Below are 21912 nucleotides of genomic sequence, written 5' to 3'. Positions count from 1 at the left end.
ACTTGGTATTCCCCTGGCCCTGGTGTATACCGGCTCCATTCATGGGGACGGTCGGCTCCGGATAGCATCCGACCACCCAGGTGATACGCGGAAACTCCAACAAAATCACCGGTAAGGAGGCGCTACATGTCCAAATTGGTTCCGCCGCATGGAGGCAAAGGTCTGGTCATTCGCCTGCTCGAGGGCGCTGCCAAGGAAGCCGAGCTGAAGAAGGCCGCCGGCCTCAAGAAAGTGCAGATCACCGCCCAGGAAAAGGGCGACCTGATCATGATCGGCATCGGCGGCTTCTCGCCCCTGGACGGCTTCATGACCAAGGCCGATTGGAAGAGCGTCGTCGAGAAGATGACCCTGGCCGACGGCACCTTCTGGCCGGTTCCCGTCGTGCTGGCGGTGACCAAGGAAGAAGCCGCCGGGATCAAGGAAGGCGAGGAGATCACCCTCGAGCGCAACGGCGAAGTCTACGCCACCATGAAGGTGACGGAGAAGTTCGAGCTGACCGAAGCCGACAAGAAGTGGGAATCCGAGCTGGTCTACAAAGGCGCCGGCGACGACTCCGCCGACGACAAGTTCTGGAAGGTCGCCCTTGAGGACCACCCGGGCGTCAAGATGGTCATGGCCCGCAAGGACGTCTGCCTCGCCGGTCCGGTCAACGTCCTGTCCGAGGGCGAGTATCCGACCAAGTACAAGGGTGTCTACCTGCGCCCGGCCGAAACCCGCGCCATCTTCGACGAGCGTGGCTGGGCCAACGTCGCCGCTCTGCAGCTGCGCAACCCCATGCACCGCTCCCACGAGTACCTGTGCAAGATCGCCATCGAAGTGTGCGACGGCGTCATCATCCACTCCCTGATCGGCAACCTGAAGCCCGGCGACATCCCGGCCGAGGTCCGCGTCGAGTGCATCGACACCCTGGTCAAGCACTACTTCGTGGAAAAGAACGTGGTCCAGGGCGGCTACCCCCTCGACATGCGTTACGCCGGTCCCCGCGAAGGCCTGCTGCACGCCACCTTCCGCCAGAACTACGGCGTCAACAAGATGATCATCGGCCGTGACCACGCCGGCGTCGGCGACTTCTACGGCATGTTCGAAGCCCAGGAAATCTTCGACCGCATTCCCTACGTCAACGAGGCTTGCCCCGCTCCCGGCAAGGCCCTGCTCTGCCAGCCGCTGAAGATCGACTGGACCTTCTACTGCTACAAGTGCGACGGCATGGCCTCCCTGCGCACCTGCCCGCACACCAAGGAAGACCGCGTCATCCTGTCCGGCACCAAGCTGCGCAAGATGCTGTCCGAGGGCGGCGAGATCCCGGATCACTTCGGTCGCGAAGAAGTCCTGGTCATCCTGCGCAAGTACTATGAAGGCCTCACCGAGAAGGTCGAGATCAAGATGCACGGCGCTGCTTCCGGCGAATCCGCCAAATAAGCATCCGCGCAATCGTTCGATTGCCAAAGGGGGGGCGCGAAAGCGTCCCCCCTTTTTTGCGCCGCCGCCCTGCCCCGCATTCTCTCGTGTTCCGCTCTGGAATACGCATTTTTTCCATACAGGCGTATGGAAAAAATGCGCCTCACGCCTGGTGCGCCTTGTAAAAACCGGCCAACACCGTATGCACGTTTTGGCCCGGTTGTAGCTTGACGCACTGCGCGCAAGCGCTTCCGCGGGACTGCGCATACTTGGCGATCTTGCCCGCGACGCGACATGCAAAAGCCAGATCCTGCGGCGATTGTCGTAAACATTGCGCCCAACGGAGAAGCCATGACCCGCAAAATCACTTCCCTCGTCGCCTTCCTGTCCTTTATCCTGACGGCCGTCACGAGCATCATCCTCTACATCGCCCCGCAAGGGCGTGTCGCCTACTGGTCGGACTGGACGCTCTGGGGCATGGACAAGACGCAGTGGGGCAATTTGCACATCAACCTCGGCTTCCTGTTCCTCCTTTCGCTTGCGCTGCACGCGTACTACAACTGGAAGGCCATCCTGGCCTATTGCAGCCGGGCGCGCCACCTCGTACTGGTCACGCCGGCCTCGGCCGCGGCGTTTGCAATCGTCGCCCTCACGGCCCTGGGGACGCTCGGTCTGACGCCGCCCTTCTCCTGGGTGCTCGACGGCGGCACGTATTTCAAGGACCGCGCCGCGCGCGCCCACGGCGAACCGCCCTTCGGCCATGCCGAGCTCGCGCCGCTGACCCTGCTCGCCCCGGCCGTGGGCATGACGCCCGAGGCCCTCGTCGCCGCCCTGCGGCAAGCCGGCTTTTCCGACGCCGCGCCCGACGCGACCCTGCTCACCCTGGCCCGCAGCCGCCACACCTCGCCCCAGCGCATCCTCGCCCGCGTGCTTCCGGCGACGTCGTCCGGGGAATTGCCGCAAACCCCGCCGCCCGGCACCGGCAGCCTTGCCCTGGAAGAGCTGTGCCGCCGCTACGGCCTTTCCCCGAGCGCCGTCGTCGCCGCCCTGGCGGAGCAGGGCATCGCGGCCGCGCCGGGCGAGACGCTCAAGGCCATCGCCGAGAAAAACGGCAAGACCCCGGTCGCGGTCTACGCCGCCATCCGCCAGGCCGCCGCGCCGGCAGCGCCCTAGCGACGCCGAAAGTGTACGGCCCCGGAAGCGGCAGTGCGCTTTCGGGACCGTATTTTTTGCGGAACCAAGCCGGATACCGGCCTTGCCGCATGCGACAACGCCCAGTACCCTTGCTACCATTCGCTGCGATTCTTCACCGAGCTGCGTATGCAGCGCATCCATGCCGCCGCTCTCACCTTCGCCATTTTCACTGTCCTACCGCTGCTCCTTTTGGTTCTCATCGGCCTCGCGCACGTTGCGGCGAACACCCCAAACGAAGCCGACTTCGATGCCTTACCCACGCGAGATGCGCAGACCTATTTCGCGGACATGAAAGGACAGCCGGTCACCGTACAATACGATTTTCTCCGCGATGGCCCGACGCAGGCAGGCATCGGCTTCCCCGGATACTACCTCTGAATGCGCGTATGCGCCGGCGGACGCGAGATCGAGGAAGGCGCGGCGGTCGCAGCCGCCATCGACGGCAAACATTTCGAAATCGTGCGCTTCTTCAGCAAAGGCATGCTCCTCGACGTCCCGCGCCGCATGGAGAAATTTTTCCCGCAATCGGCCTGCGACGCCATCAAGCGCAAATTGCGGCTCTAACGCGCCGCAGACACAAGGGATACGGTCCACGGTACGCCCGCGTCGGCTTCGGGCCTTGCCGCGCCTGCAAAGTCCCTGTATGCGAAAGGCCATGGAGCAGTATCTCGCCGATTTGCATATCCATTCCCGCTATTCCCGGGCCACGAGCAAGGGGCTCACGCCGCGCAACCTCGCCGCCTGGGGCGAAATCAAAGGACTTACCGTCGTGGCCACGGGGGACTTCACCCACCCGGGCTGGCTCGGCGAACTCGAGGAAGCCCTCGCCCCGGACGCTTCGGGGCTCTTTCGCCTCAAAGACCCGACCCACCTCGGCCGGGAACTCCCCTGGCTGCCCGACGCCGCCCCGAGCGGGCGCGTACGCTTCCTGCTCTCGGCGGAAATCAGCTCCATCTACAAACGTGGCGGCAAGGTCCGCAAAGTCCACAATCTCGTCTACGTGCCCACGTTCGCGGCCGCCGAAAGCCTCAACCGCAAGCTGGCCAAGGTGGGCAACCTCGCCTCGGACGGCCGGCCGATCCTCGGCCTCGACAGCCGCCACCTGCTGGAAATGGTGCTCGAGACCGATCCCCTGGCCTACCTCGTGCCGGCCCATATCTGGACGCCGTGGTTTTCGCTGTTCGGCTCCAAATCCGGCTTCGACTCGGTAGAGGAATGCTACGGGTCGCTTGCCAAGGAAATTTTCGCCCTGGAAACCGGGCTGTCGTCCGACCCGGAAATGAACTGGACGCTGTCCGCCCTGGACCGCTTCCGGCTCATCTCCAATTCCGACGCCCACTCCGGGGAAAAGCTCGGCCGCGAATGCAACCTCTTTTCCGGCGACCCCTCCTACGAGGGCATCTACCGGGCGCTGCGCGGCCAGGGCGTGGGGCCGAAATTCTGCGGCACGGTGGAGTTTTTTCCGGAAGAGGGCAAATACCACTTGGACGGCCACCGCGAATGCGGCGTGGTCATGGAGCCGGCCGAGGCCAAGGCGCGCGGCGGGCTGTGCCCGGTGTGCGGCAAGCAACTCACGCTCGGCGTGCTGCACCGGGTGCTGGAGCTCGCCGACCGCGACGAACCGGCGCGGCCCGAGGGCATGCCCGGCTTCACGTCGCTGATCCCCTTGGACGAACTCGCCGGCGAGGTCATGGGCGTGGGGCCGAAAACGGCCAAGGCGCACGGCCTCGTCGCCCGGCTGCTCGCCCGTTTCGGCGCGGAGCTTACGGTGCTGCGCGACGCGCCTGTCGAGGAAATCGGCCGCGTGGACGCCATCCTCGGCGAGGCCGTGGCGCGCATGCGCGCCGGCCGCGTGCTGCGGCGGCCCGGCTTCGACGGCCAGTACGGCCGCATTTCGGTTTTTACGCCCCAGGAGCAGCGCGAGCTCAAAAGCGGCCGCTACCTCGCCGTGCCGCCGCCGGCCAAGGCGGCCAAGGCGCGCGAACCCGCCGCAGGCGACGACCCGCCCGCCGAGCCTCCCCCCGCTGCGCCCCGGCCCGCGCAGGATGATGCGCCCGCGCCGCGCCGGCTCAATCCCGCGCAACAGGCGGCCATCGAGAACGGCAGCCGCCACGTGCTCGTGGTGGCCGGTCCGGGCACGGGCAAGACCCATACGCTGCTCGCCAAAATCCGCGCCCTGCTTGCCGCCGGCATCCCGGCCGGCGACATCCTGGCCGTGACCTTCACCCGCCGCGCGGCCGAGGAACTGCGCCAGCGCCTCGGCGACGGCGCGGCTGCCGCGACACATCTGCCCCGGGCCGACACCCTGCATGCCCTGGCGCTCGAGGCCTGGACGCAGACCGGCGGCCAGGAGCCGGTGCTGCTTTCCGAAGACGCGGCCAGGCGGCTTTTCGCCGCGGCCAATCCCGAACTTGCCGGCGCGAAGTGCAAAAGTGCCTGGCGCGACCTGTCCCTGGCCCGGGAACGGCGTCAAGCCCCACCCGACGCCGTAACCGTCGGCCCCGGACTCTACGCCGCGCGCTACGCCCGGCAAAAGGCCGACTGGGACCTGCTCGATTTTACCGACCTGCTCGAATTCTGGCTGGAAAAGCTCGCCGCCGGCGGCCTGCGCCCGCCCTATTCCCACGTGCTCGTGGACGAGGTGCAGGACCTGAGCGCCCTGCAACTGGCCGTGGTCGCGGCGCTCGTTGGTGAAAACCGCGCGAGCCTGTTCGCCATCGGCGACCCGGACCAGGCCATCTACGGCTTTCGCGGGGCCACGGGCGCGGCGCAGGCGGAACTCGCGGCGTTTTGGCCGGACCTCGCCACGACCACGCTTGCGGAGAACTACCGCTCCACCCAGCCGGTCCTGACCCTCGCCGCCGGCCTGTTTCCGGGCCGCGCGCCGCTCGTGTCGCGCGTCAGCCGCGACACCACCGCGACCACGGAGATCCAGCTGTTCGAGGCCCCGACCGCCGCGGGCGAAGCCGGCTGGATGGGCGAGCGCATCAGCGCGCTCTTGGGCGGCACCTCGCTCACCCTGGCCCGGGACCTCGCGGCCGAGACCCTTTCCCCGGCGGACATCGCCGTGCTGGTGCGCGTCTCCGCGCTCATCGTGCCCATCCGCAAGAGCCTCGAACGCTTCGGCATCCCCTGCGCCGCGCCCGAGGCCGACGCCTTTTTCAACGAGCCGCGCGTGCGCCTGCTCCTGGCCGCGGCCGGCCGGCTGCTGGGGCTGCCCCTGCCGGACGACGCGCAAAAGCCCCCGACCCTGCCGGACCGGGTGCTGGCCCAGGGGCCTCTTGGGCTATCCGCCTTCCTCGGCGACATCCCGCCCTTCGACAGGCTGTTCTGGCAGGGGCCGGAATTTCGCGCCCTGTGCCGGGCCTTCGACGCCCACGGCGGCTGGGCGGGCCTGCTCAACTTCGTCGCCGGCGAGACCGAACTGGAACTCGTGGGCAAACGCGCCGAAAAGGTCCGCATCATGACCCTGCACGCGGCCAAGGGCCTGGAATTCGCAGCGGTGTTCCTGCCGGCCCTGGAGGACGGCATCCTGCCGTTCGCCGGCACGGACTTCCTCACGGGCAAACCCGGGCATCTGGCAGGGCAGATGGACGAGGACGAGGAGCGACGCCTGCTTTATGTGGGCATCACCCGGGCCAAACACCGGCTGTACCTGTCCCACGCCGTGCGCCGCGACCTGTTCGGCCGCCGGCTCATGCTCAAACGCTCGCGCTTTCTGGAGAACCTTGATCTCGGAGGGGTTCGGCGCTCGGCCCTGGTGGCCCGCACCGTCAGCCAGGCGCGGCAGCTGCCGCTGTTCGGGGTCGAGGAACCTACCAGATGAAGCGCCAAAGATAGCGCTCGTAGGCTTTGCTCATCTTGTGGGCCGTGGGCGTCTTGACGCCCATGTCCTTGAGTCGGCAATACACGTGCAGCGGATTGAAAAAATGCTGCATGAAATTACGAATTTGTCGCATGACGCTACCACTTCTCACTGCCGGGAGTACCCGGCGACAAAACCGGCGACCTGAAAATATCGCCCTGAATTCCCGACAACCGGCATTCCTTACTCCCGACTGAGCCTTTCCTCAAGATTCCCATCGCAACTTTTATTTCAAACGATTTTGGTATGTTAAAAAAAAGCAATCCTTCCGTTCCCTGGCGCGTCGCGGCCCCGAGCTGCGTCTGGCCGGACACCGCCGCCGCCAACTGCCGCCTGCTCTCCCGCAGCGTGGACGAAGTGGGCCTGTATCTGCTCGAACTCGAAAGCTGCCTGGCCTACGGTCCGGACGACCTGCCCAAAAAGGACTACGGCCTGCGCTACCACCTGCATCTGCCCCTGGACCTGCCCTTCGCCCACGGCGGCGACGCCGCGTTTTTCGCCATGGAGCCGCTCCTGCAAAAAACGGCGCGGCTGCGGCCCTGGGGCATGGTGCTCCATCCGCCGGCGACGCTTGCCGCCCTGGAAGCCTTCCTCGCCGCCCTGGCGGACACGGGCCGCGACCCGGCAACCGTGCTCCTGGAAAATACCGAGGACGCGTCCCCGGCCGACGTCCTGGGCATGGCCGCGGCCACGGGCTGTTCCGTCTGCATCGACCTCGGCCACATGCTGGCCATGGGCCACGCCCTGCCCACGGGCGACCCGGAACTTGCGCGGCGCACCCGCATGCTCCACGTCTATTCGCCCTTCGGGGCCGAGGGGCCGCCGCCGGGCCGCAGCCACGTCCACCGCGCGCTCGGCTGCCTCGCGCCGGAAGGCCGGGACGCGCTCGTGTGGATGCTCGGCAACCTGCGCCCTGAGACCGTGGTGGTCGAGGTCTTCGCCCCGGCGCCGTTCATGGAAAGCCTGCACGTCCTCGACGCCGTGGCCACGGGCCGGGACGCCCCGCACGCCTGCCCGGCGGAGGACTCGTGATCCGACTGCTGCTCGGCGGCGTGCGCAGCGGGAAATCGGCCCTGGCCGAACGGCTGCTCCTGGCCGGGAAAGCCCCGCACCGCGTACTGGCCACGGGCCGGGCGCTCGACTTCGCTTTTCGCGAGCGCATCGCCGCGCACAAGCGCGCCCGCCCGGCAGGCGTGGCCGTCATCGAGGCCGGCATCACGGCCATGGATGTCCTTTGCGCCGAGGCTGCGCGCGGGGGCACGTTGCTCTTCGACAGCCTGGACTTTTGGCTTTTCGCCTGCCATGGCAAAACCGTAATGCAACCGCCCGCTGCAATCCTTACTACGGGAATGGCCGCTTACGCCGCCGCGGACGGGCCGGAACTGATCGTGGTGAGCACCGAAGTCGGATTGGGAGGGATCGGCGCAAGCGCCGCCATGCGCCGCTTCGCCGACCTGCTTGGAACCTGCAACCAGGCCGTGGCCGGCCTGGCCGGAGATGTGCGCCTCGTCGTCGCCGGATGCGCCATGCCGCTCAAGGGAACCGCCTCATGAGCTATTTTCGCAAGCTGACCCTGGAAACCACGCGCCTGGCCCAGATGCTCGGGCGCGAGGACAAGTGGCTCATCGTCATAAACGCCGACCCCGACGCCATGGCCTCGGCCATGGCCCTGCGGCGCATCATGGTCCACCGGGTGGCCGAGGTCGGCATCGCCCACGTCAACGAGGTCAAGCGGCCGGACAACCTGGCCATGATGCGTTTTCTGCGCATCCCCACCCAGCCGCTTACCGACGAAATCCGGGCGCATTACGACCATTTCGCCATGGTCGATTCCCAGCCCCACCACCATCCCGGTTTCAAGGCCTGTTCGTTCAGCATCGTCATCGACCACCATCCGATCAAACCCGACAGCCCGGTGACGGCCTCGTTCGTGGACATCCGGCCCGATTACGGTTCGGTGAGCACCATCCTCACGGAATACCTCTACAACATGAATATCCGGCCGGGGAAACTCCTGGCCACGGCGCTGGTCTACGGCATCAAGGCCGACACCCAGAGCTTCGAGCGCCACTTCATCGAGGCCGACGTCAAGGCCTTCAGCTACCTCACGAAATTCGGCGACATGGTGCTCGTGCGCAAGATCATCCACAGCGAATACCATCGCCGCTGGCTGAAATTCTTCTCCAAGGCCTTCCGCAAGATGCGCTTCGTCGGCAACAGGGGCCTGTTCGTATACATGGACAGCCTGGAGAGCGCCGACATCCTGGTCATGCTGGCGGATTTCTTCACCCGCGTGCACGGCCTGTCCTGGAACATGCTCTCGGGCATCGTCAAAAAACAGGTGGTGGTGATTTTCCGCGGCGACGGCATCGGCCGCAACATGGGCACCATGGCCGCCAAGATGTTCGGCGACATCGGTTCGGCCGGCGGGCACCGCGGCGCGGCGCGCGCCGAGATCGAACTCGCCAGGTTCGGAGACAAGCCCGTGGAGGAGGCGCTCTACAAGCGCCTGACCGGCAACAAGCTCCCGGCCAAGGGGAAATGCCCGCTGTAGCGGAAAGGCCTCACGCCGCGCGCACGGCCCGCGCCGCCACCGGGCAGCAGAAATCCGCCCGGGTCACGTAGCCGAGCTCCACATCCGCCGTGTAGGCGCTGGCGTAGTTGGCCGTATCCGCGCTCCAGACGCGGCGCACGGGCTGGGTCAGCGACGCGGGCTGGCAATAGCCCTCGCCCGTGGGCTCGGGCCGCAGCAACGTCACGAGTTCGGCCACGGTCGGCAGCCGCCAGTCGGCGTGCCCGCCGTGGGACGCGGCGTTAAGCGCTTCCACGTACGCGCGGGCCTCCTGCCAGGTCACGGCATAGGGCGTGGCCTCGCGCAGCCAGCACAGGCCCGTGGCGGGGTCGCACAGCGTCTCCCCACCTTCGTCTGCAAGCCGCGCCGGCCAGTAGGCCGCCGGCCGCCACAACGCGTCGAGCCCGAAAGCCGCCCTGGCCTGATGCAGCCCGACCCGCACGGGCGCGCGGCGCGGATGCGCCGCCCCGGGCGGCGTGTGCGGCGCGGCAAGGGCCTCTCCCAGGCCGGCGCACACCCCGGCGAGACGCCGCTCCCATTCCCGGCGGCAGGCCGCCAGGGCCTCGGCCATCTCCCGGGCGCTTGCGAAACGGGCCTTGGGCGAAACGGCAAGCGCTTTGGCGAAAAAGCCGTCGAACACCTCCCCGGCGGCTACGGCCGGATCGTCCACGGCGTCCGTGCCCGGCTCGGGCAGCCGACCGGTCAGCATGCGGAAAAACGTCACCCCGGCGGCGAACAGGTCGGCCCGCGCGTCTGCGGCGTCGGGGTCGTCCTCCTGCTCGGGCGCGGCGTAATACGGCGAACCCACCTTGAGGTTGGTTGGACCGTCGAAGCGCTCGCCCCGGGCCTTGGAGAGGCCGAGGTCGGTGATTTTCACCACGTCGCGGTCGGTGACGAGCAGGTTGAAGGGCTTGACGTCGCGGTGGACGATGCCGGCATGGTGCAGCCGCGCGAGCCCGGCAAGCAGCTGCGCGGCGTAGCCCGCGGCGCGCGGCACGGGCAGGCGGCGGCTTCGCGCCTCCACCCGGTACGTCTCGCCGATGATCGAACCCAGGGATTCGCCGTAAAAGTCCATGACGAAATAGGGCCAGTCGCCGATCTCGCCATAATCGAACACACCGACCACGTTCTCGTGGCGCAGCCCGCCCAGGCGCGCGGCCTCCTCGCGAAAGGCCCGCACCACGCGCTCGCGGCCCCACAGCCCGAGCGTCAACTCGCTCGGGCGCAGGAGCTTCAGGGCGACGATGCGCCCGACGACCGGCACCTGCGCCTTGAACACCGCGCCCATGCCGCCCCGTCCGAGAACGCCGAGCAGCGGATACTTGCCGATGGTACGCATAGAGGGAGTCGCCTCCGGCGGCCGGGGGAAACTTTTTGAAAAAAATTTCCCCCCGGACCACCTTTCAAAAACTTTCAACGGGGTTAGGGGTAGCCGTACTCACAGCAGCCTGTCGGCGTAGCGGCGCGGCAGGCCGCGCGCGACAATCTTGGCGGCCGTTGCCTTCGCGTCGTAGGGCACGGCGCGAATGGTCAGCACGCCGCGCGCGTCGTCATAGAGGCCGTACTTGGCGCGCGTGTCGCCGTCGCGGGGCTGGCCCACGGAGCCGACGTTGACGATGTGGCGCTCGCGCGCGTCCAGGGGATTGTCGCCAAGGCCCAATTCGTAGCGCAGGACGTCGCGGCCGCGCAGCGCCGCGGCCTCCAGCATGTGGGTGTGCCCCACGAACGAAATCCGCTCGGCCGTGCGGGCAAACGCCCGGCGCAACGTCACGTCGCCGGCCTCGAACAGGTAGGTGGCCGTGTCGTTGGGTGGCAGCCCGTGGACGAACCGGCAGCCGTATAGCGAAAGCGATGTCGGATAGGCGGCCACGCGGGCGAGGAGCTCCGGCGGCAGCAGTTCGCGCGTGCGCCACAGCGCCTCGCGGGACTGCGGATTGAAAAGCCGCTCGCGCGCCGGGTCGGCCACGGCCCATTCGTGGTTGCCGCGCACGCTCGGGATGCCCCGCGCGGCGAGCCGCGCAAGCACCAGGACCGGATCGGGACCGTAGCCGATGTTGTCGCCGAGGCTCACCACCGCCGTCGGCGCGAGCGCGTCGATGTCGGCCAAAACGGCGTCCAGGGCTTCGAGGTTGGCGTGGATGTCGGCGACGACGGCAAGGAGCATGGGGGCATTTTCGCAGCTTCGCCGGGCAAGGGCAAGGCCGTGCGGCACCGAAAAGAAAGGCGCGGCTCCGGGGCCTATCCACCCGGGGCCGCGCCATGGCGTGAGGGGTCTGGTGCGGGGGTTGTGTGAGGGTTTGCGGGAAATTCTAGTTGAACTGCGTGTCCTGCAGCCACTTCTTGATGGCGTCGTTCGGCGCGTAGACGCCCTTGTTGCCGCCGTTTTCCTCCATGAACGCCCGGGCCAGATCCTCCGGCAGATCGAAGGAAGCCAGTTCCACGCAGTCTTCGGAATTGCGCCGCACAAGCGACAGTTCCGGCCGGCCCGACCACGTGTTGACCACGAAATAGGTGGCGAAATCGTTCTTCGAAGTCACGGGCTTATGCTCGGCATGCCAGGAGTTGTTGCCCCATTCCAGATACAGGGTCACGGCGTCCTCGGGCGTCATGTTCCAGTCGATGACCAGTCCGGACAAATCGATCGGCGTCTGCGTCTGCATGGCAATTCCTCCATCGTGCGGTCGCTGCCGCGGCATATGGTGCGTGCATTGATGTAGGACAAATTTAATCCTTTTAGTTTTTCGGTCAAGCACAAAATCGACTTTTCCCTGTTCCTTTTCCCAATCTCCTCAGCAACACCCTTGTTTCCCACCAAAAATATTCCCACCCACCCCACCATCTCCCCCTCTCGGGGTGGTCCATGAGGGACCCTCGGTCCCTCATGGCTGCCGGAGGCATCTTCCCCTCCCCCCTCATTCCCCCCTTCCCGCGCAATAAAAAAGGGCGCGGCCGGGGGGGGGAAGCCGCGCCCTGCCTTGAGGGGAGGGACGTGAGCCTGGAGAGCTTTATGGGGGTCAGTCGGCGGGCCGGACCTCGGCCAGTTGCCGGGCCTGCGCGCGGGAGGCGGCGAGGCGCGCCGCGCGGTCGTTGCGCAACTGTTCCATTCTTTCCGGGGACAATACGGCGGCCAGCTTTTCGTCGGTTTCCCGGGTCACGGCGCGCATGTCCTCGCGCAGGGCGAGCATGCCGGCCATGCCGGGGTTGGCGGCCAGCCGCGCCCGGGCCAGATCCTGCCGTTTCGCCGCCTGGACGATCAGGATCGGCCGCATGGCGGCCGTTTCTTCGGGCGAAAGCGCAATATGCGCGCTCAAGTCGCGCAGGTAGGCGTCCACTTGGTGTTCGGGAGAATCGGCCGCTCCGGTGGAGACGTCGGCGGCATGGCCCGTGGCCGCCGCCAGGGCGAGCACGGCGAGAATGAGCAATACGGTGAGAAAGGGTGTGGCGCGCATGGCGAACCTCCAAGGGGACGGTGTCCCCGTTTGCTGCAAGGGAGGTCGCGGGATGTGAACAGGCGGTTACATGCAGCTGCGACACGCGGCCAGGGCCTGCGCGGCCACGTCCGCCACGGTGGCGGAGGCAAGCGCCCAGCCGTCGTAGCGGTCGAATGCGGCCCTATCCCCGGCCAGGGCGGTGAGCGCATCCAGCAGCGTGCGCGAGGGATCGGGCCTCATGCGAGCCACAGCCAGGCAGGCCAGGCCGCGCGCGGCGGGGTCGCAGTCGCCAAGCGCCGCGACGATTTCGGGCAGGGCCGGCGCGCACAGCTCGGGCGCGGCCCCGGCCAGGCGGGCGATGGCCCACCAGGCTCCGCGCCGCAGCGGCGCGTGGTCGATGAAGGTGCAGTCCCCGGACAGGTCCTGCACGTAGGAAAGGAGAATGCGGTGGAACTCGCGGGCAAGCGGCGGGCACACGGCCAGGGTCTCGCCCATGCACTCGGGGATGCCCCAGGCGATGTTGCCCGACTCCTCGTTGACGCGCCACATGAGGTTGCGCCAGACGTCGCGGGCGTCTTCCAGGCGCGCGGCGGCGATCTCCGCCATGGCCGCGCCGAAGGCCGTGACGGCGCGCCAGCGCACGAGCGAATCCCTGTCGAGCAGCAGCGAAAAAAGCGGTCCCAGGCGCGTCTTGGCCGGCGTGGCGGCCAAGGCGGCCAGGGCCGCCTCGCGGCCGTCCCCGCGCAAAACGTCGCGCATCTCCCCGAGCAAGTGCCTGCGTGACGGCATAACGCCCACCTTCCTTCCCTTTCGAGGGGGTCCGGGGGGCATCATGCCCCCCGGCGGGGCCCGGGGCGGAGCCCCGATTCCTCCCCCCGTCTACTTGGCCAGGGCGGCCTCGATTTCGCGGACCATGTCGGGATGGGGCTCGAAGCCGGTCTCCCGGGCGCGCGCGACGAGTTCCTTGGCCTTGGCGAAATCGCCACGCTCCATGGCGATCAGGGCCAGGGTGTTCATGGCCGGGCCGAACATGGGCTCGACCTCGAGCGCCTTGGTGCTGTGGAACTCCGCCGTATCGAGCTCGCCCTTCATGAACAGGCAGTTGCCGAGGGTGGCCATGGCCTGCACGTACTTGGGGTCGATCTTGATGGCCCGGCGCAAGGATTTTTCGGCCTTGTCCAGCTCGCCGCGCTGCATGTGCACGAAGCCGATGTTGCCGAACGGCACGGCGAACAGGGGCCTGGCGCGGCTGGCCTTCTCGTTCCACTCCAGGCAGCCGTCCATGTTGCCCTTGTTCATGGCCAGGCCGCCGAGCTGCACGTAGGCCTCGGCCAGGTTCGGCGAGCATTCCACGGCCTGGAGGAATTCCGCCTCGGCCTCGATGAACCGGCCCTTGGCCACGTAGGCCGTGCCCAGGTTGTAGTGGGACACGCCGCAGCCGGGATTCTGCGACAGGCGTTTTTTCAGTTCGGCGATGAACTCGTCGGGGGTCTGTGCGGTATAGCTCGATTCCATGCATGCTCCTCGCGGGCTTATTTGGTCGGGCCGAGTTCGGCGTCGATGCCTTCCCGGGCCAGCAGTTCCTTGTACCATTTGCAGAAGGCGTACATGCCCCGGTGCTTTTCCGAACCGCTCATGACGCCCGCGCACACTTCCCAGGCGCCCTTGCCGAATTCGCTCGAAGCCCCGGGCTGGGTCGCCAGGAATTCCGCGACCAGCTGCTGGCTGGTGCGGCGCGAGGCGTCCTCGCGCATGTCCAGCGGATCGTTGGGCTCCTGGAACGGGTCCCAGGCGTCGTAGCCCATCTTGTCGATGAAACGCCGGCGGCGCGGCTTGAGCTTTTCGTAGATGGCGCGCTTAAGCTGCGCCAGTTCCTCGGGGGAATGGGCCACGCGCGCCTCCTTATTTGTCGTCGTCGCCAGGAGCGCCGTCCGGGCCGGGCAGCACCCAGGTGGTCTGTCCGCTGGCGCACGAGGCGCAGGCGGAAGAGCCGGCCTGCTCGCCGCAGGAGCCGCAAGACGCGCCGAGGGGCGCAGCCGGCGGCGTGGCCGGCGCAGGCGGCAACCGCACGAGGTCGTCCTCGGTGAAGATGCCGAGGTATTCGTCGTCATAGTCGGTGATCAGCGCCAGGGACACCGGCACGAGGATGTCGCCCATGAGCGGCTGCTTGGTGGGCAGCGCGGCAACGACCTCCTGGGACAGCTCCATGAGCCGGTCCTGGAGCTTTTCGATCTTGACCGTGGGATAGCGCCCGCCCGGCTCGAAGCCGGCCTTGCCGCAGATGTGGGTTTCGCCGCCGACTTCCTGGGGCACGCCGTAGAGACGGCAGGTCACGGGCCGGAAGGCGTAGAGCACGCAGCGGTCGTCCTCGCCGAGCAGGGGGCAGCGGATGCGCTCGCGGGCGATGTCGGCCAGGATCTCGGCCGTGGACACGCCGTTCTGGCTGGCGCGAAAGGCCTTGCGCTTGAGCTTGTAGTGCTCGCGGTCGGCGGCGTTGGCCCGCTCCAGGATGGCGTCACGCGCCGGGCCCGGAGGAAAAGCCTCGTTGAAGCGGTGGTTGAGGTACAGCGCCTCGATGAAGGTCAGGTCGAACAGGGCGTGGCAGCAGTCGCTGCACCCCTGGCCGCAGGTCACCATGCCCGGACAGGCGGCGGCAACCTTGGCGAAGACGGCGTCGGCCTCGGCGGCGATGGCTTCGTAGCGGGCGAAAGCAGGGGAAAAATCCGGGGGCATCGAAGGACTCCGCGACCGGCCCTGCCCGCCCCCCATGACGCGGCCCCGCGCAGGGTCAAGCGGCCCGGGCCGGAGACGGCAGCGGGAGCGGACGGCGACCGCCCGCTCCCGCTGCCGGTTAATATTTTGAAATATCTACTCTTCTTCGACGACGATGGCATCCTGGTCGCAGACCTCGACGCAGGATTCGCAGCCCAGGCATTCCTCCATGTTCACGGCCACGGCCTTGCCGTCGCGCAGCGCATAGACTTCCACCGGGCACACATCCACGCATTCGCCGTCGCCGATGCACTTCTGCGCGTCGACGATCACTTTGTATCCCATAGCGAACCTCCGCACGTCGCCTGTCGGAAGCTTTTGTCCCATCCACCTAACATAGCAGGACAAAACGAAAATACGCCTCCGAAGGCATACGCAGGCTTAGCCCCGGCGTGACGGCGTGTCAAGGGAGGGCCTCCGCGACGGGGGAAAGCGGGCTCCGCCGCCGCCCGGCGGTGCCCGCCCGCTTGCATCCGGCAATCGGATATGCCGTTTTTTTTGCCTCGCGCAGGGGCGCGGCAGGGGCATGTAACCTGGACGCGGCTGTTTCGTCTCTCTATCCCCTTTGAAAAAAAGAAGAAAAAAAACAATTTCGGGACTAAAGTTCCTGGAGCGATTTGCCGAAGAGGGGGATGTAGGCGGAGTTTAACCTTTTACGCAGGGATGCCTGAAAGCCAGGGACGGCCATGGGCAAGTTGACCTATCTACGCCCGCGTCGCGGAGACATTCGGCCGGTTCTGCTGTTGCTCACCTCGCACAGACTCGACTGCTTCCTGATCTGCATACGCTGCCTGGAACGGTTCACGGACTTTTCGCGCCTCAAGCACATCTACGTGCTCGCCAATGCCGTGAGTCCCGACCATGCGGCCGTGGCCAAGCACTTCGTGGCCCGCCACGCCAACGCCACGCTGGTCGAAAGGGGGCCGCGCGGCCTTGTGCCGGCCGTGCACGCCGCGCAAAACGAAATCCTCGGCGCGCACATCGACGACGTGGTCATCAAGATCGACGAGGACCTCTTCGTCACGCCCCACTGGCTCGAACACCTGGTGGACGGCTACCTGGATCACGCCGACCGCCCCGACGTGCCGCTGGTCATGCCGCTCGTGCCAATAAGCCCGCCCGGCCGCCACGTGCTCAACCGCTTCCTGCGCGTGGCCTACCCCTCGGAACGTCAGATGTATTCCGGCCCTCCCATCGAGGAGAACTGGGTCTACCACCGCTGGATGTGGGAAAAGCTCCTGTACGAGAACCTGGCCGAGGTCTACCTGCGCGAAGCGCCGGCCAAATACGGCTACGTCGGCTACCTGACCATCAACTGCGTCATCTTCGACGGCCGCATCATGCGCCGGGTGCTGCCCTTCCCCACCGCGCCCACGGCCGGCCAGCCCACCACCGACGAAAAGGCCTTCAACCTGGCCCTGGCCGCGGGCAAGATGAAGGTGGCGGTGCTCGGCAGGAGCCTCGCCCACCACTACAGCTTCTCCAAGTGCGAGGACTACCTGCGCTCCCACGTCTCCCTGGAGGAGGTCTGGCGCTACATGCAGGACTTCACGGGCACGGCCGCCAAGCGCAATTGCCCCGCCCCGGCCGGAAACGGCGAACTGCACCTGTTGCGCACAGGAGGCTAGGGAGCCTCGCGCGAGCCGGGGCTCCCAGCGTCGCCGGGCCGGCGGATGGCCGCCGCACCCGGCTTTTTTGCCCCTTGCGTCCCGCCGGTTCAGTCCACGCCCATGCGGGCGTAGTAGCCACGGCCGCCGCGCTCGATCATGACGAGCACCGTGCGGTGCATGCGGCTGAGGTAGACGGCGCGGGTGAAGTCCTTTTGTCCCTTGAGCTTTTCGCCGCCGATCTGGACGAGCACGTCCCCGGCCCGGATGCCGAGCCGCGCCGCCGGCGAGCCCGGCGTCACCCCGGCCACGGTCGCCGCGTCCCGGGAAAAGGCCACGCTCAAGCCCCAGCGCTTCCCGGCCACTTCCGCCGCTTCCTTGTCGGCAAACGCCGTGGGCACGGCCGTGACGCTCAGGTCCTCCCCGCCGCGGCGCAGGCGCAGCGCCAGGGGTTCGCCCACGGGCGAGGTGCGCAGCACGCCCAGGAGCTGGTCCTTGTCGTCGAGATCGGTGTTGCCGACGCCAAGCATGAGGTCCCCCGGCCGCAGTCCGGCCTTGGCCGCGGCCGACCCCGCCGCCACCTCGGTCACCAGCACCCCGCGCGGCCGGTCCAGGTGAAAGTAGCGGGCCGTGCGGGCGTCCACGTCCTGGCCGGAAAGCCCGAGCCAGGCCGGGGTCACGCCGCCGCCGGAAACGATCTGCGCCACCACGCGCCGCGCCTTGTCGATGGGGATGGCGAAGCCGATGCCCTGCGCCTGGGCCTGGATGGCCATGTTGATGCCGATGACCTCGCCGGCGAGGTTGACCAGCGGCCCGCCGCTGTTGCCGGGGTTGATGGCCGCGTCGGTCTGGATGAGGCCCGCGTAGGCCCCGCCTTCGTGCTTGAGCGAGCGGCCCACGGCGGAAACGACGCCCGTGGTCACGGTGTTGGTGTAGCCGAAGGGGTTGCCGATGGCGATGGCCGTCTCGCCGATCATGATGTCCGACGAATCGCCCATGGCCGCCTGGGGCAGGGGCTTGCCGCCGGTTTCCAGGCGCAGCACGGCCACGTCGAAGTCCGGGTCCGAGCCGACCAGGCTCGCGGGCAGCTCGCGGCCGTCGAGGAGCCGCGCCGTGATGGCCGCGCCGCCGGCGATGACGTGGGCGTTGGTGAGCACGAGCCCCTTGGCCCCGTCGATGATGACCCCGGAGCCCAGGCTTTCCTGGGTTTCGCGCTGGGGCGCGGCAGGCCCCGGGGCGAATCCCGGGCCGAAGAACTGGCGGAAGAATTCGTCGTCGAAAAACGGTCCCCGCCCGGCGCGGCGTTCCACGGTGCGCGCTGAGGTGATGTTGACCACGGCCGGGGCCACGGCGCGCACGGCAGTGACCACGGGCGTCATACGGACCTCGCGTCCGGCGGCGGCAAATACGGAAAGCGGCGTGCAGCAAAGCAGCAGCCAGCACAAGGCCCACAGGCCGAGACGTCCCATGTCGCGTCTCCTTTTGGGGAAGAAGTAAGGGGAAAACGGGCGGTGCCCGTCAGCTGATGGGGATGCGGCGGCGCAGGCGTTCCGGGCCGAGCTTGGGTACGACCACCACGAGCAGGCCGTCCTTCATCACCGCGGTGATCTCGGCGCGCGAAACGCCCTTGGGCAGGTCGAAGCGCCTGGCGAACGGGCCGTGGGAACGTTCCACGGCCTGGTACACCCCGCCCGGCTCCCGGACGAAGCGGCGCAGGCCCGAAACCACGAGCGCGCGGCCCCGGGCCTCTATGTGCACGTCCTCCCGGGCCACGCCCGGCAGTTCCAGGGTGAGGCGGAAAGCCGCCGCCGTCTCCAGCACATCCGCCACGGGCTGCCAGGCGTAGCCCGTGTCGTGGGCGAGACCGCCCTCGGCGATCAGATGCTCCGCCTCCTGGGCCAGCTCCGACAACGCCATCCACGGCGTCCAATGCAGTTTGGCCATGCGCGGCTCCTTGGCGCGAAAGTAGCGCCTACTCCTTGACCGAACGCTTGCCGGCGTCCCAGTCCGCGGCCGGAACGGCCTCTTCCACGAGCATGATGGGGATGTCGTCGCGCACGGGATAGACCACGCCGCAGGCCGGACAGGCAAGCCCTTCGCCCGCGGCGGGTTTGCTCAGTTCGCCCTTACATTTGGGACAGGCCAGGATGGCGAGCAGATCGGGATGGATGGTCACGAAGGGTCTCCTTGGTTGCGTCACTGTGGACATGTGATAGCCAAATCGCGGCCGGCGCGCAAGAAAGGCCCGCATGGGGGTTCGACAAGCCGCGCCCGGCGCGCTAGGCTTGTCCCCATGGCGCTTATCGACCTGCACACGCATTCCACGGCTTCCGACGGCAGCCTGTCCCCGGGCGAACTCGTGGACATGGCCGCGAAAAAAGGCCTCGCCGCCCTGGCGCTCACCGACCACGACACCCTGGACGGACTGCCCGAGGCCCGCGCCGCGGGGCAGGCCCACGACATCGACGTGATCGCCGGGGTGGAGCTCTCCGTGGCCGACGGCGAACGCAGCGTGCACCTGCTCGGGCTTTTCCTGCCCGAACGCCCCGGCCCCCTGGCCGAAGCCCTGGCCTACCTGCGCGAACGCCGCCACAACCGCAACCGGCTGATCCTCGACAAGCTGCGCGCCCTGGGCGTGCCCCTCGAATATAAGGCCGTCACCGCCCTTGCCAAGGGGGCGGTGGGCCGGCCGCACATCGCCCAGGCCATGCTGGCCATGGGCGCGGTCACGAGCTTCAAGGAGGCGTTCAGCCGCTACCTCGGCGCGCACGGCCGCGCCTACGTGCCCAAGGACAAGCTCACCTTCGAGCGGGCCGTGGCGCTCATTCACGACGAAGGGGGCCTGGCCGCCCTGGCCCACCCCTACATGCTGGGCCTGGCCGGCGCGGCGCTGACCGAAACCGTCGGCCGCTACCGCGACGCGGGCCTCGACGCCATCGAGGCGCTCTACACCGAACATTCCCAGGCGCAGACCCTGGAATACCTGGCGCTCTCCAGGCGTTTCGGCCTCGCCGTCACGGGCGGCTCGGACTTCCACGGCGCGGCCAAGCCCGACGTGGAGCTCGGCCGGGGGCGCGGCAACCTGCGCGTGGACATTTCGGTGCTCGACGTGCTGCGCGCACGCCTGGCGCGCCGGGCCGCCGGAGCGGCTTGCGACGAAGAAAAAGCGCTTGACTCCGAAGCCCCGTCGGAGTAAATGACGCCTCTTCCCTATCGGAGGTCATATCCATGTACGCAATCATTTTGGCTGGCGGCAAGCAATACAAGGTCCAGGAAGGGGCCACCATCACCGTGGACCTTCTGTCCGCCGAGGCCGGCTCGGAATACGTGCTCGACAAGGTGCTGCTCGTCGGCGGCCCCGAGGTCAAGGTCGGCGCGCCCTTCGTCTCCGGCGCGACCGTGGCCTGCGAAGTGGCCGGTCACGTCAAAGGCAAGAAGATCATGGTCTTCCACAAGCGCCGGCGGCAGGATTCGCACAAGAAGCAGGGCCATCGCCAGAGCTATACCCAGCTTAAGGTCAAGTCCATCCAGGCCTAGCAAGATTTTGAAGGAGTCCCGACATGGCACATAAGAAAGCGGGCGGCAGTTCCAGAAACGGCCGCGACAGCGCCGGGCAGCGGCGCGGGGTCAAACGCTTCGGCGGGCAGCAGGTCCTGGCCGGCAACATCCTCGTGCGTCAGCTCGGCACCAAATTCCACCCCGGCGAGGGCGTGGGCATGGGCCGCGACTACACGCTGTTCGCCCTGGTCGACGGCGTGGTCAAGTTCGAGAAGTACATGCGCAACAAGAAGGTCAAGACCCGCATCCTGGTCATTCCCGCGCCTTCCGACACCACGCAGTAGTTTTTTGTCGGACGCCGTGCCCCACGGTTCCGGTCACGCAGCCGCACCCGGGCGAAGGGAGTCCTCCCTTCGCCCTTTTCGTGTTCCATGCGCGCAACCGTCCCGCCGCTTCCTGTTGCCCTTTGTCCCGTGGATGCGTAACTAACGCAAAACACGCCCGTCTCCCTAAACCGGCCGGCTTTCCGGCCGATAGGCACAGGGCGGAGGAGCCATGGCGGAACAGGGGCACAAGGCCAACATCATCATCAAGCGCGTGAAGAAGGTCGCCGGCGGCGCCCACGGCGGTTCGTGGAAGGTCGCCTACGCCGACCTCGTCACGGCCATGATGGCCTTTTTCCTGCTCATGTGGCTGCTCAACATGACACCCCAGGAAAAGAAGGAACAGCTCGCCGCCTACTTCAACGACTTCAGCCTGTTCCAAAATCCCGGCCCTTCGGCGCAGCTTCTCGACTCCGGCGGCCTGGGGCCGCCCGGGGCCATCGTCGGCAGCCAGGACGAACGGCCCGACGTGGCCATCGACCGCGGCGGCAAGGCCCCTACGGGCGGCAAGGGCCAGGGCACGGGCGACCTCGACGGCGGCCGCCATCCCGACGCCAAGGACGCGGCGGAAGCCAAGGCGGCGGCCGAAGCACAGGCCAAGGCCCTGGAACAGCAGGTCGAGGCGGCCCTGACCAAAGCCGTGCCGGAGCTGGCCGGCCAGGTGTCGGTCACCCAGGAAAAAGACCGTGTGCGCATCGAGATCATGGACAAGGCCGAGCGGCCGCTTTTCGACCTCGGCGGCGTGACGTTGACCCCGGACGCCCAGCGCATCCTGGCCGCGGTCACGGACGTGATCCGCAAGGAAGGGGTCAAGGTGGCCATCGAGGGGCACACCGACGCCTACCGCTATTCCGGGACCTACACCAACTGGGACCTTTCGGCCGGCCGGGCGCTCGCGGCGCGGCGGCTGATGATCCAGCAGGGGCTCTCCCCGGACCAGGTGGCCGCGGTGACGGGGTTCGCCGACACGCGGCCCTACGTGCCCGGCAACATGTACGATCCGCGCAACAGGCGCATCAGCCTCCTGCTCTACCGCCAGCCGAAGCCCGGCGAAAAGCCGGCCGGCGGCGCGGAGCAGGGCTCGGGCGGCGCCGTGGTCACGCCCAAGACCCCGAACGTGGGCGACGTCCTGGAGCAGGAGATAAACAACCTCTACGACAAGTCGACCGACAGCCAGTTCTAGGCTGCGGCG

26 protein-coding genes are annotated in these 21912 nt (G+C 67.6%); 13 read left to right on the top strand and 13 right to left on the bottom strand.

Annotated features, from left to right (window positions below; translation table 11 throughout):
- Positions 1 to 126: 126 nt before the first annotated feature.
- The 5 genes from sat (at position 127) to Q368_RS0104275 (ending at position 6418) form a co-directional block, all read left to right on the top strand.
- On the top strand, positions 127 to 1419 hold the full coding sequence (gene sat / locus Q368_RS0104300) for a sulfate adenylyltransferase (RefSeq protein ID WP_029457581.1): 1293 nt from the start codon (positions 127 to 129) through the stop codon (positions 1417 to 1419).
- A 330-nt stretch (positions 1420 to 1749) separates the two neighbouring features.
- Positions 1750 to 2571: a DUF4405 domain-containing protein gene (locus tag Q368_RS0104295; RefSeq protein WP_029457579.1), complete on the top strand. Its 822-nt coding sequence runs from the start codon at positions 1750 to 1752 to the stop codon at positions 2569 to 2571.
- A gap of 33 nt (positions 2572 to 2604) precedes the next feature.
- Positions 2605 to 2970: a hypothetical protein gene (locus tag Q368_RS0104290; protein ID WP_029457577.1), complete on the top strand. Its 366-nt coding sequence runs from the start codon at positions 2605 to 2607 to the stop codon at positions 2968 to 2970.
- Positions 2971 to 3156 carry a hypothetical protein gene (locus tag Q368_RS0104285; RefSeq protein ID WP_029457575.1) on the top strand — a complete coding sequence of 62 codons (186 nt, stop codon included), beginning with the start codon at positions 2971 to 2973 and terminating at the stop codon, positions 3154 to 3156.
- 91 nt (positions 3157 to 3247) lie between these two features.
- Complete coding sequence (locus Q368_RS0104275) at positions 3248 to 6418, top strand: UvrD-helicase domain-containing protein (protein ID WP_029457573.1); 3171 nt, start codon at positions 3248 to 3250, stop codon at positions 6416 to 6418.
- Here the strand turns inward: Q368_RS0104275 and Q368_RS26580 are convergent.
- Complete coding sequence (locus tag Q368_RS26580; protein ID WP_169740588.1) at positions 6408 to 6551, bottom strand: hypothetical protein; 144 nt, start codon at positions 6549 to 6551, stop codon at positions 6408 to 6410. The genes Q368_RS0104275 and Q368_RS26580 overlap by 11 nt on opposite strands.
- 152 nt (positions 6552 to 6703) lie before the next feature.
- Here Q368_RS26580 and cbiR point away from each other — a divergent pair, with 152 nt between their 5' ends.
- Genes cbiR through Q368_RS0104255 form a run of 3 tightly spaced genes read left to right on the top strand, consistent with a single transcriptional unit; the run spans position 6704 to position 9011 of the window.
- A complete protein-coding gene (gene cbiR / locus Q368_RS0104265) occupies positions 6704 to 7489 on the top strand; it encodes a cobamide remodeling phosphodiesterase CbiR (RefSeq protein WP_029457571.1) in 786 nt (261 codons plus the stop codon).
- Positions 7486 to 8010, top strand: a complete 525-nt coding sequence (locus tag Q368_RS0104260) for a bifunctional adenosylcobinamide kinase/adenosylcobinamide-phosphate guanylyltransferase (RefSeq protein WP_029457569.1) — start codon at positions 7486 to 7488, stop codon at positions 8008 to 8010. The genes cbiR and Q368_RS0104260 overlap by 4 nt, the downstream gene beginning before the upstream one ends.
- Positions 8007 to 9011, top strand: a complete 1005-nt coding sequence (locus Q368_RS0104255; RefSeq protein WP_029457568.1) for a DHH family phosphoesterase — start codon at positions 8007 to 8009, stop codon at positions 9009 to 9011. The genes Q368_RS0104260 and Q368_RS0104255 overlap by 4 nt, the downstream gene beginning before the upstream one ends.
- Positions 9012 to 9021: 10 nt before the next feature.
- Here Q368_RS0104255 and Q368_RS0104250 read toward each other — a convergent pair whose 3' ends face one another.
- The 9 genes from Q368_RS0104250 to Q368_RS0104210 all read right to left on the bottom strand — a co-directional run bounded on the left by Q368_RS0104250 (position 9022) and on the right by Q368_RS0104210 (position 15517).
- Positions 9022 to 10368 carry a protein kinase domain-containing protein gene (locus Q368_RS0104250; RefSeq protein WP_029457567.1) on the bottom strand — a complete coding sequence of 449 codons (1347 nt, stop codon included), beginning with the start codon at positions 10366 to 10368 and terminating at the stop codon, positions 9022 to 9024.
- A gap of 99 nt (positions 10369 to 10467) precedes the next feature.
- On the bottom strand, positions 10468 to 11193 hold the full coding sequence (locus Q368_RS0104245; protein ID WP_029457566.1) for a metallophosphoesterase family protein: 726 nt from the start codon (positions 11191 to 11193) through the stop codon (positions 10468 to 10470).
- 145 nt (positions 11194 to 11338) lie between these two features.
- On the bottom strand, positions 11339 to 11689 hold the full coding sequence (locus Q368_RS0104240; protein ID WP_029457565.1) for a DVU0772 family protein: 351 nt from the start codon (positions 11687 to 11689) through the stop codon (positions 11339 to 11341).
- A 354-nt stretch (positions 11690 to 12043) separates the two neighbouring features.
- On the bottom strand, positions 12044 to 12478 hold the full coding sequence (locus tag Q368_RS0104235) for a hypothetical protein (protein WP_052360020.1): 435 nt from the start codon (positions 12476 to 12478) through the stop codon (positions 12044 to 12046).
- A gap of 66 nt (positions 12479 to 12544) precedes the next feature.
- Positions 12545 to 13249: a DVU0298 family protein gene (locus tag Q368_RS0104230; protein WP_029457562.1), complete on the bottom strand. Its 705-nt coding sequence runs from the start codon at positions 13247 to 13249 to the stop codon at positions 12545 to 12547.
- 90 nt (positions 13250 to 13339) lie between these two features.
- Complete coding sequence (locus tag Q368_RS0104225; RefSeq protein ID WP_029457560.1) at positions 13340 to 13975, bottom strand: tetratricopeptide repeat protein; 636 nt, start codon at positions 13973 to 13975, stop codon at positions 13340 to 13342.
- Between the two features lie 17 nt (positions 13976 to 13992).
- Positions 13993 to 14352: a hypothetical protein gene (locus Q368_RS0104220; RefSeq protein ID WP_029457559.1), complete on the bottom strand. Its 360-nt coding sequence runs from the start codon at positions 14350 to 14352 to the stop codon at positions 13993 to 13995.
- Between the two features lie 10 nt (positions 14353 to 14362).
- Entirely contained in the window at positions 14363 to 15193 is an 831-nt protein-coding gene (locus tag Q368_RS0104215; protein ID WP_029457557.1) for a YkgJ family cysteine cluster protein, read from the bottom strand.
- Positions 15194 to 15328: 135 nt separating this feature from the next.
- Positions 15329 to 15517, bottom strand: a complete 189-nt coding sequence (locus Q368_RS0104210; RefSeq protein ID WP_009109377.1) for a ferredoxin — start codon at positions 15515 to 15517, stop codon at positions 15329 to 15331.
- A 401-nt stretch (positions 15518 to 15918) separates the two neighbouring features.
- Between Q368_RS0104210 and Q368_RS0104205 the strand changes: the two genes are divergently transcribed.
- Entirely contained in the window at positions 15919 to 16860 is a 942-nt protein-coding gene (locus Q368_RS0104205; RefSeq protein ID WP_029457555.1) for a glycosyltransferase family 2 protein, read from the top strand.
- A gap of 89 nt (positions 16861 to 16949) precedes the next feature.
- Here Q368_RS0104205 and Q368_RS0104200 read toward each other — a convergent pair whose 3' ends face one another.
- The 3 genes from Q368_RS0104200 to Q368_RS0104190 are packed head-to-tail and all read right to left on the bottom strand — an operon-like array spanning position 16950 to position 19015.
- Positions 16950 to 18308 (bottom strand): trypsin-like peptidase domain-containing protein, encoded by a 1359-nt coding sequence (locus Q368_RS0104200; RefSeq protein ID WP_029457553.1) that lies wholly within the window; start codon positions 18306 to 18308, stop codon positions 16950 to 16952.
- A 49-nt stretch (positions 18309 to 18357) separates the two neighbouring features.
- Positions 18358 to 18783: an Hsp20/alpha crystallin family protein gene (locus Q368_RS0104195; RefSeq protein ID WP_029457551.1), complete on the bottom strand. Its 426-nt coding sequence runs from the start codon at positions 18781 to 18783 to the stop codon at positions 18358 to 18360.
- A gap of 28 nt (positions 18784 to 18811) precedes the next feature.
- Positions 18812 to 19015, bottom strand: coding sequence for a Trm112 family protein (locus Q368_RS0104190; RefSeq protein WP_029457550.1), 204 nt, complete (start codon positions 19013 to 19015; stop codon positions 18812 to 18814).
- A 117-nt stretch (positions 19016 to 19132) separates the two neighbouring features.
- On the opposite strand from Q368_RS0104190, the gene Q368_RS0104185 reads away from it, so the two are divergent.
- The 4 genes from Q368_RS0104185 to Q368_RS0104170 all read left to right on the top strand — a co-directional run bounded on the left by Q368_RS0104185 (position 19133) and on the right by Q368_RS0104170 (position 21903).
- The gene (locus Q368_RS0104185) at positions 19133 to 20035 is read left to right on the top strand and encodes a PHP domain-containing protein (protein WP_029457549.1); all 903 of its coding nucleotides are present in this window, start codon (positions 19133 to 19135) and stop codon (positions 20033 to 20035) included.
- A gap of 32 nt (positions 20036 to 20067) precedes the next feature.
- A complete protein-coding gene (rplU, locus tag Q368_RS0104180; RefSeq protein WP_029457547.1) occupies positions 20068 to 20376 on the top strand; it encodes a 50S ribosomal protein L21 in 309 nt (102 codons plus the stop codon).
- Positions 20377 to 20399: 23 nt separating this feature from the next.
- Positions 20400 to 20681: a 50S ribosomal protein L27 gene (gene rpmA / locus Q368_RS0104175; protein ID WP_029457545.1), complete on the top strand. Its 282-nt coding sequence runs from the start codon at positions 20400 to 20402 to the stop codon at positions 20679 to 20681.
- A 211-nt stretch (positions 20682 to 20892) separates the two neighbouring features.
- The gene (locus tag Q368_RS0104170; protein WP_029457543.1) at positions 20893 to 21903 is read left to right on the top strand and encodes a flagellar motor protein MotB; all 1011 of its coding nucleotides are present in this window, start codon (positions 20893 to 20895) and stop codon (positions 21901 to 21903) included.
- Positions 21904 to 21912 lie beyond the last annotated feature (9 nt).

The sequence above is a fragment of the Solidesulfovibrio alcoholivorans DSM 5433 genome, from assembly GCF_000702665.1.
In the GTDB taxonomy this organism is placed as follows: domain Bacteria; phylum Desulfobacterota; class Desulfovibrionia; order Desulfovibrionales; family Desulfovibrionaceae; genus Solidesulfovibrio; species Solidesulfovibrio alcoholivorans.
Note: the sequence above shows the minus strand (reverse complement) of the source record. Positions and strands in the feature narration are given on the sequence as shown.